This window comes from Pseudoduganella sp. RAF53_2, from assembly GCF_052113985.1.
Taxonomy (GTDB): domain Bacteria; phylum Pseudomonadota; class Gammaproteobacteria; order Burkholderiales; family Burkholderiaceae_D; genus Rugamonas.
In genome coordinates this window covers 1-8,666 of record NZ_JBFRDW010000215.1, presented here as the reverse complement: position 1 = coordinate 8,666, position 8,666 = coordinate 1, and the positions used below count along the sequence as shown (strand labels likewise).

General features: G+C 63.6%; 9 protein-coding genes. 3 read left to right on the top strand and 6 right to left on the bottom strand.

Features of this window, described 5'->3' with window-relative positions:
- The coding region (locus tag AB4Z11_RS14420) for a DUF1501 domain-containing protein (RefSeq protein ID WP_442025937.1) at positions 1 to 379 on the top strand (379 nt) is incomplete at its 5' end.
- On the opposite strand, the gene AB4Z11_RS14415 is transcribed toward AB4Z11_RS14420, so the two are convergent.
- The 3 genes from AB4Z11_RS14415 to AB4Z11_RS14405 are packed head-to-tail and all read right to left on the bottom strand — an operon-like array spanning position 380 to position 2,565.
- Positions 380 to 1,264: an intradiol ring-cleavage dioxygenase gene (locus AB4Z11_RS14415; RefSeq protein WP_442025936.1), complete on the bottom strand. Its 885-nt coding sequence runs from the start codon at positions 1,262 to 1,264 to the stop codon at positions 380 to 382. It abuts the gene before it with no gap.
- An 11-nt stretch (positions 1,265 to 1,275) separates the two neighbouring features.
- Positions 1,276 to 1,950, bottom strand: coding sequence for a hypothetical protein (locus AB4Z11_RS14410; RefSeq protein ID WP_442025935.1), 675 nt, complete (start codon positions 1,948 to 1,950; stop codon positions 1,276 to 1,278).
- A 45-nt stretch (positions 1,951 to 1,995) separates the two neighbouring features.
- The gene (locus AB4Z11_RS14405) at positions 1,996 to 2,565 is read right to left on the bottom strand and encodes a Spy/CpxP family protein refolding chaperone (RefSeq protein ID WP_442025934.1); all 570 of its coding nucleotides are present in this window, start codon (positions 2,563 to 2,565) and stop codon (positions 1,996 to 1,998) included.
- Positions 2,566 to 2,723: 158 nt separating this feature from the next.
- Here AB4Z11_RS14405 and AB4Z11_RS14400 point away from each other — a divergent pair, with 158 nt between their 5' ends.
- Together AB4Z11_RS14400 and AB4Z11_RS14395 are read left to right on the top strand one after the other, a co-directional pair.
- Entirely contained in the window at positions 2,724 to 3,413 is a 690-nt protein-coding gene (locus AB4Z11_RS14400; protein WP_442025933.1) for a response regulator transcription factor, read from the top strand.
- 4 nt (positions 3,414 to 3,417) lie between these two features.
- Complete coding sequence (locus tag AB4Z11_RS14395; protein WP_442025932.1) at positions 3,418 to 5,139, top strand: HAMP domain-containing sensor histidine kinase; 1,722 nt, start codon at positions 3,418 to 3,420, stop codon at positions 5,137 to 5,139.
- 1 nt (position 5,140) lies between these two features.
- On the opposite strand, the gene dcd is transcribed toward AB4Z11_RS14395, so the two are convergent.
- From dcd to AB4Z11_RS14380, 3 genes are all read right to left on the bottom strand, one after another.
- On the bottom strand, positions 5,141 to 5,707 hold the full coding sequence (gene dcd / locus AB4Z11_RS14390) for a dCTP deaminase (protein WP_442025931.1): 567 nt from the start codon (positions 5,705 to 5,707) through the stop codon (positions 5,141 to 5,143).
- Positions 5,708 to 5,774: 67 nt separating this feature from the next.
- The gene (locus AB4Z11_RS14385) at positions 5,775 to 6,611 is read right to left on the bottom strand and encodes an alpha/beta fold hydrolase (protein WP_442025930.1); all 837 of its coding nucleotides are present in this window, start codon (positions 6,609 to 6,611) and stop codon (positions 5,775 to 5,777) included.
- A gap of 57 nt (positions 6,612 to 6,668) precedes the next feature.
- The coding region (locus tag AB4Z11_RS14380; RefSeq protein ID WP_442025929.1) for a DNA internalization-related competence protein ComEC/Rec2 at positions 6,669 to 8,666 on the bottom strand (1,998 nt) is incomplete at its 5' end.

The following is an 8,666-nucleotide window of genomic DNA, read 5'->3' as shown; positions in this document are numbered from 1 at the left end:
GAATCGCGCACTGGCCTGGTTCGACAGCACCCTGTCCAACCTGATGGGCAGCGATATGCGCAACAGCGTGACCACCTTCACCACCTCCGACTTCGGCCGCACACTGACCAGCAATGGCGACGGCACCGACCACGGCTGGGGCTCGCATCACTTCGTCGTGGGTGGCGCGGTACGGGGCAATAACATCTACGGCAGCTTCCCCACCATCGGCCTGAATCATTCGCTGGATGTGGGCCAGGGTGCGCTGCTGCCCACGATCTCCGTGGAGCAGTACGGCGCAACCCTGGGCCGCTGGTTCGGCCTGAGCGACGCGAACCTGGCCGACGTGTTCCCGACGCTGTACCGCTACAGCAATCAGAACCTCGGCTTCATGGGCTGATCAGGCGGCGACCGCCAGCGTCAGCGTGGCGACGTAGCCGTCGGTAGCGTTGCCGGTCATGGACACCAGCTGCAGCGAGTAGCCGTCGCTGAAGACCATGTCGGTGGCGTAGCTGATGCGGGTCAGATTGGAGGCGCTGGAGCTGTAGCCAGTGGTCGCATAGACTTCGTTCAGCGTCGCCATCGGGAAGGTGAACTGCGAAGTCTTGATGCGGTTCGAGGCGCTGACACTTTGCGCCAGCGAGCGGTACACCTCGAAGTGCACGTGCGGCATACGGCCGTCGTAGCAACCGGGGAAGATGGTCTTGAAGGTGATGTCGCCGTTCGCATCCGCTTCCTGCACGCCGCGCAGGTAGTTCTGGTTGGTGACGCCGGACGAGTACAGCGAGTAGTTGCCGTTCTGGTCGCAGTGCCACAGGTAGATGGCGAAATTGCCCGCCGCGCCACAGCTGTTGTTCGCGTTGTTGATGTGCAGCTTGATCGTCAAGGGAACCCCGGCGGCGGTCGCCGTAGCGCCGCCGAAGCTGCTGCGGATGTCCTGTCGTACGATGCCCGACAGATTCAGCACGTTGACCACGCCGGCGCTGGTGCTGTTGGTGCCGTCGGCCGGATATGGGCCGCCGGTTTCCTCCGGAATCACCGTGCAGCTGCCGGTCGTGGTGCCGGTGCTCGTACCGGTGCCAGTGCTGGTGCCCGTATTGGTGGTCGTGCTGGTTTCGCCGCTGGTGGTGCTGGACGTGGTGTCGCTGCTATCCGAACTGCCGCCGCAACCCATCAAAGGCAGCGCGGCGCCGGCCAGCAGCCAGCGCAGGGACTGCCGGCGGCCGGTGGTCATTTCCATCATGGCCGCCAGGTCGGCGGCAAGGCCGTGATCGTGTGCTTCCATATGCCCCTACCTCACGCCGTGGTGTTAATCAGGTTGCCGCTGCTGCCGGAGTTGGGCAGCTTGCTGGACAGCGCTTGCAGGAAGCTGGTCAGCTGATCCGAAGAATTGCTGGTGTCGCTGCCCAGCGATTGCAGCAGGTCCTTGAATGAGCTTTCAAGCGAAGTAACGCTATCGTCCGTGCTGTCGGTGCTGTCGCTATCGGAAGTGGAATCGGTGCTGCTGCTCGAACCCAGCTTGGAGATCAGGCTTTGCAGGTCTTCGGCCAGCTTGCCCGGACCGCCAGCGCCGCCTGGACCACCCACGCCGCCCGGACCGCCCTGTCCCTGCTCGCCATATGGCGGCGGACCGGATTGATCACCGCCTTGTGCGTGCAGTGCGCCCATCAGATTTTCCAGGAAGCTGCCCAGTGCCTGCGCCGCGTTGCTGGTAGTGGTGGTGGAGTCCGTGCTGGTGCTATCGGTGGAGGTGGTGCTGGAATCGGTGCTGCTGGAGCTGCTGTCCGTGCTTACCCCGATCGATTTCAGCGCATCCGCAATGGCGCTGATGAAGCCACCGCCGTCGCGCGGTGGCGGGGGACGCACACCATCGGTCTGGCCGCTGCTGCTGGTCGAATTGGCCGAATTCAGCTTGCTCACGTAGCTCAACTGGCTGGCCGCGCTGCTGGAAGTCAGGGAATTGATGGTCATTCTTTTCTCCTTATGCTCTTGATGCTCTTTGGTGGGGACAAAAAATCAGGGACGCGGCGCGCGCGGCTTGCGCTCGTCCAGTTGCTTGCGCTGCTCAGGCGTCAGCACGGCCAGCAGTTTTTGCTGGGTGCGGATTTCCTGCAGCGTGATGTTGGCATGGGCCTGTGCGGCGGCCTGCGCCAGTTTCACGGCAGCCGCATCGTCGTATTTGTCGGCGTTGCGCAGCTCGTGCAGCGCGCGCATGGCTTTCTCTTCGGCTTTGTGCTGCTCGCGCAGATAAGGGACCTGGCCGTACAGGATGTTGAAGACCTTGTCCTGTTGCGCTTCCGTCAATTCGATCCCGCGCAGGAAGTGCGGACCATGGCCCATGCCCGGACCAAATTCAGGGCCAGGGCCAAACTCCGGACCGCCACGGCCAGGACCTTCGTGTTGGCCACCGCGCTGCTCTATGCCGGCCACCATCGGAGGCGGCATGCCTGGACCACCTTCCGCCATCGGCCCGCGCGGACCGCCATCGCCCATCGGCGGCGCTTCGTCCGCCGCGTACGCCGCCAGTGGCAACGCCATGGCGGCTGCGAGCAATAGTTGGGGAAGGTTTTGTTTTGTCTTTTTCATATTCACTCCAGGTTGAAGAAATCAGGAGTGGCCATTGTCTGGCTGGGGCGTGTAAAGCGCCGTAAGGAAGGCGTAAATCCACGTAAAGACGGAAGGCTGTGCAGGGGCGGTTTTGTTATGATGGCCGCATTCCCCCTTATTTTTCAGACAAACAGGCAATGAGCAAGGTACTGCTGATAGACGACGACGTAGAACTGGTAGGCATGTTCCAGGAATATCTGGAGCAGGAAGGCTTCGAGGTGAGGACGGCCAACGATGGCGAGTCCGGCACCGCGGCCGCCCTCACCGGCCAATACGCCATCGCGGTACTGGATGTGATGATGCCGCGTATGAACGGTCTGGAAACCCTGCGCCGCATCCGCGCCGCCAGCCGCATGCCGATCCTGATGCTGACCGCGCGCGGCGACGATACGGACCGCATCGTCGGCCTGGAACTGGGTGCGGACGATTACGTTGCCAAGCCTTGCACACCGCGCGAGCTGACGGCGCGCATCCGCGCCATCCTGCGCCGCACGCAGGCTGCTCCTGCCGACAGCGCGCTTGGCTCGCCCATCGTCGTTGGCCAGCTGACCATGTGGCCGGAACAGCGCCGCGCCGCATGGGCTGGGGCGCCGCTGGAATTGACGAGCACCGAATTCAATCTGCTGGAAGTCCTGGCGCGCAATGCGGGTAAGCCGGTCAGCAAGAACATCCTGTCCGAACAAGGCCTGGGACGTCCGATGGCGCGCTTCGACCGCAATATCGACGTGCACCTCAGCAGTCTGCGTCACAAGCTGGGCACCATCGCCGATGGACGCTCCTGCCTGCAAACGGTCTACCGCCTGGGCTACCAGCTGATCAAGGAGTAAGGCTGTGGGCCGCTTGTTCTGGAAATTCTTCCTTTCGATTTTGCTGGCGCAGCTGGCCGCCACCTTTGCCATCGGCAGCGCGGTCTGGCTGAAGAATCGCGATGCCGACAAGGTCAAGCGCCCTGATATCGACACCAGCCCACCGGCCGAACTGGCGATTGAAGCCGCCGCGTCCACGCTGGCCTATGGCGGCACGCAAAGCCTGCGCCCGATGCTGGAGAATATGCCGCACCATCGCGTATTCGCGGTGGACGATGCCGGCCATGAGCTGCTGGGCCGCATTGTCAATCCGACCATGCTCAATGAAGCGCAGGCCATGATCAACAAAGGCGACCAGCGCGTGGTGCGCCATGTGACGTCGCCGGACGGTCACCGCTACATGCTCTTCCTGCCATCGCGCGAACGCCAGCGCGGACTGGAAAGCGAGTCGCGCATGCTGCTGGCCGGCGCCGGCATGCCGGGCATGGAGATGCCAGGCTATCGCCGCGACCGCCGCCCTCCTCCTGGCTTCGACGGCCCGCCCCCGCCGCAAGGCGCCTCCATCCAGCCGTCCGCACCGCCTGCCATGGCGCTGGGTGACGCCAGCGCGGCCACCTCCGCCCCCGCCGCGGAAGTGCTCACCGCTGGCAGTACCGCCTCGGCCGCTGCGCACGGCCGTGCGGGTGCGGCAAACCCCGCCTACGCATCGGCGTCCAGCCCCGTTGCCGAGCCGCCGCCTGGCGGACCTGGCGTTGGCCCGGGCATGGGTCGCGGCCCCGGTCCGGGCATAGGTCCTGGCCCCGTTCCGGGTATGCCGGGCGGCCCGGAGGGGCGTCCGCGCTTCCAGCCGCTCGCGCCCTACGTGCCGGTGGTGGCTGCCGTGCTGGCCAGCCTGCTGTTCGCGGCGCTGCTGGCCTGGTACTTCTCCCGTCCGATCCGCTCGCTGCGCGATGCTTTCGAAGCGGCCTCGCAAGGCGACCTCGCCCCGCGCTTCGCCAACACCAGCAAGCGTGGCGACGAACTGAATGCCCTCGGCCATGACTTCGATCGCATGACCGCGCGCCTGCGCAGTCTGATCGACGGCCAAACCCGCCTGCTGCACGATGTGTCGCATGAACTGCGCTCCCCGCTCGCGCGCCTGCAGGCCGCCATTGGCCTCGCCCATCAGCAGCCCGACAAAATGCGCGCCACCCTGGAGCGCATCGAGCGCGAAAGCATCCGTATGGACAAACTGGTCGGCGAACTGCTGACCTTATCCCGTCTGGAAGCCGGCGCAATCACCACCTCGCGCGAAGAAATCAGCATGGCCGATCTGTTGGACGGCATCGTCGGCGACGCCGAATTCGAAGCCGCCACGCACGGCCGCGCAGTTGTTCAACATGGCGACGCCGACGGCCACATCGTCGGCCAACCCGACCTGCTGGCGCGCGCCATCGAAAACGTGGTACGCAACGCGATCAAGCATAGCCCTGTCGGCGGCACAGTGGACGTGGAAATGGCAAGGGATGAAGCGCAACGCCAGCTGCGCATTCGCGTGCTGGATCGCGGCCCCGGTGTTCAGAAAGAAGATTTGAAGGCGATCTTCCAGCCCTTCTACCGCAGCAGCACTACGCAGAAGGACGTGGAAGGCCATGGACTGGGTCTGGCAATCGCCCAGCAGGTGGTGCAGCAGMACGGTGGCAGCATCAATGCCGCCAACCGCGAAGACGGCGGCTTGTGCGTGGAGATCGCGCTGCCGCTGTCCTGATTTACGCCTTCGGCAGGGTCACGCCGTGCTGGCCCTGATACTTGCCGTTGCGGTCCTTGTAGGAAGTCTCGCAGATTTCATCGCTCTCGAAGAACAGCACCTGGGCGCAGCCTTCGCCGGCGTAGATCTTCGCCGGCAGCGGCGTGGTGTTCGAGAACTCCAGCGTCACATAACCTTCCCACTCAGGCTCGAACGGGGTCACGTTGACGATGATGCCGCAGCGTGCATAGGTCGATTTGCCCAGGCAAACGGTCAGCACATTGCGTGGAATGCGGAAGTATTCGATGGTGCGGGCCAGCGCGAAGGAATTCGGCGGAATGATGCAGACATCGCTCTTTACGTCGACGAAGGAATTCGAATCGAAGTTCTTCGGATCGACAATGGTGCTGTTAATGTTGGTGAAAACCTTGAATTCGTCGGCGCAGCGGATGTCGTAGCCGTACGAGGAGGTGCCGTAGGAAATGACCTTACGGCCGTCCACGGAACGGACCTGGCCCGCTTCAAAGGGCTCGATCATGCCATGCTCTTCCGCCATGCGGCGTATCCATTTATCGCTTTTAATCGTCATCGCTTGGAATTTTCTCTGGATTGCTAGGAAGCGCGCACCGTGAGGCTGGCGCCGTTCCGGTGCGATTTTACGCGAAAGCCCGCTCTTTGAACATTTTTACATCGGCTTCCTCGCCCACCATCTGGAAAATCAGGTCGCGCGTGAGGTTTGCCGTCAGCTGCGGCGACTCCATCGGATACAGGTGTCCGCCGAAAACAGTGCGGAAATGGCGGCCGACCAGAGCCCTGGTCGCATCCAGGCCCGCCTGGCGGTTTTCTTCCGAACGGTCGCCGGCGATGTACCCAACCGGCACAGGGAATTTGCCCGCTACCAGATTGCCGATATGGTGCGGCAGGCTGCGATAGATGGCGGTTTCAATTTCGCGGGTGAAGCGCAGCTCGAAGCCTTCCGGATGCGGCTTCAGGCCGGCGTCCAGATAGTCCATCAGCACGCCGGGCGCCCATTTCGCGAACACTTCCTTGCTGGCGAAGTGGCGCATCGCCTCTTCCTTGCTGGGCCAGACGTTTCGGCGCTTGGCCGAAAATCGCGCCGGGGAGTAGCGATCGGCCAAAGGCGTATTCTTGAACAGGCGCCAGGCCATGGCGCGCCAGCCCGCAACGACGGGCGAATCGAGCATCRCGACACAGCGCACCAGCTCCGGACGTTCCGCCGCGGCCATGAGGCTCAGCATGCCGCCCAGCGAGTGGCCGACCAGGATTAYCGGCTCATCATAACGTTTTTGCAATTCGACGATCAGTTCCTTCACGAGCGCATCCCAGCCATCCTGTACAGGATAGGCCGGATTATGTCCGTGCATGTCGAGGGCCTGAATGTCGAAATCCCTACCAAGGAATTCGAAGAACTGGCGGTAGGTTCCCGACGGGTAGCTGTTCGCGTGCGAGAAGTGGATTTTCGGCTTAGTCATCTACTTATTCTAAAAACAATGGCAGCAAATGTTTAGTGCAAAGCCTCGAATTATCGCCTACCTTCCGTACCAGTAGCGCGCGTGCTGCTCACGATATTTTGTAACAGTGAGCGTTTGGCCTAGCTGCAGGATGATGGCGCCCGATTCGTCGGTGCGGTTCAAGGTGGCGCCCAGCTGGCGATAACGCTCCACCACGTCGGCGCGCGGATGGTGGTAGCGATTGCGGTAGCCCAGCTGGAATATGGCCTGCTGCGGCTTGACCGCGTTCAGGAACACCGGCGTTGACGAAGTCCCGCTGCCGTGATGCRGCACCAGCAGAACGTCGGCGCGCAGACTGTCTCCCTCGCGCGCCACCAGTGCGGCTTCCTGTGCGGCCTCAATGTCCGCGGGGAGCAGGATCGCGTGGYGAGCGCCGCGGATCATCAGCGTGCAGCCGCGTGCGTTGGGCTTGAGCGAGCGGTCAGCATAGCTGTCCGGCATGGGGTGCAGCATGTCGAATCGGACGCCGTCCCACTCCCAATGCTGGCCGGCCTCGCAGTGACTGTGATGCGGCGCTGCCTTTACGATTGGGTGGCCTTCGCTCAGCGACGAAAGCAGCCAACCGGTGCGCACGCTTTCCATGACGGTCAGCGCGCCGCCGGAGTGATCGGCATCGCTGTGCGTGACGATGATGCCGTCCAGCCGGTTGATACCGCGCGCCTTCAGGTACGGCACGATGACCCGGTTGCCGCCGTTCGCTTCCGGCGCGTAGTATGGGCCGGTGTCGTATAGCAGACGATGGTGCCCGGTTTCGATCAGCAGCGCCATGCCCTGGCCCACGTCAAAAGCCGTTACCAGCAGCTCGCCTTGCGGCGGATGCGCAGGCTCGGCGGCCAGCAACGGCAGCCAGGTGGCGATACCCAGCCAGCGCGTGGGCCATCCGCGCGGCGCCAGTAGCCAGGCAGTTCCTGCGAGTGCGAAGGCGAACATCCACCAATCCGGCGTGGGCGCCGACCAGATGGCAAATGGCCGTGCGCTGCACCAGGTCAGCGCTGCCGCCAGCCAGTTCACCAGTTCATGCGCGACGAGCAGCAACGGCGCATCGAGCGGTGCCGGCATCGCACATCCCGCCAGCGCGAGTGGCGTGACCAGCAAGCTGACGAGCGGTATGGCAAAGGCATTTGCGATCGGACTGATGATCGATATCTGGGAAAACAGCAGCATCGTCAGCGGCACCAGGCCGACCGTGACGGCATACTGCGTCGTTGCAGCAGCGCTCAGCTCCCGCATCATTTTTTCGCGCCGGGTGAACGGCACGCCACGCTTCGCAGGCGGATCGCGCGTAACGTGCCCGCCCTGTCCGCCTGGACCGTCCTCGCCGCCGTCGCCGTCGCCGCTGCCCTCGCCGCTTGCGGTGGATGTTGCGCGGCTGTCGCTGCGCTCTGGCCGCTTCGCGCTGTGGCGTTCTGGGCGGCCGATGGAGGCGTACAGAATGGTGGCGACAGCGCCAAACGAGAGCCAAAATCCCGGCCACATGACGGCCCAAGGATCGAGTAGCACCGTAACACCCGCAGCAAGCAGCAGCACGTGGCTGATGCTTGTCAGCCGGTCGCACCACACCGCGACCGCGACCACGCTGAGCATGTACAGAGTCCGTTGCGCGGGCACGCCAAAGCCAGCAAGCGCTACGTAGCCCAGCGCCGCGAGCATTCCGACAACTGCGCCCAGCTTTTGCGCGGGCAGCATCAGGGGTAGCGCGGCGCCGCGTACAAAGAAGGAATGCCGCCACAGCCAGGTCGCCAGCAACGCCACCAAGCCGGCAACCATCGTGATGTGCAGCCCCGAGATGCTAATGAGGTGGCTGATGCCCGTTCGATTGAACACCTGCCAATCCGATTGCGGAATGCCGCGCTGGTCGCCAATCGCCAGCGCGACAATCACGCCCGCGTATGGCTTGCCCTCCAGCGTGCGCATGATCTTGCTGCGCAGTGCAGCGCGCGTGCGCTCGACGGCATTGTGGAGCGAGAACTCGAATCCGCTCAAACGCTCGTTCGGGCCTTCAGCACGGACGTAACC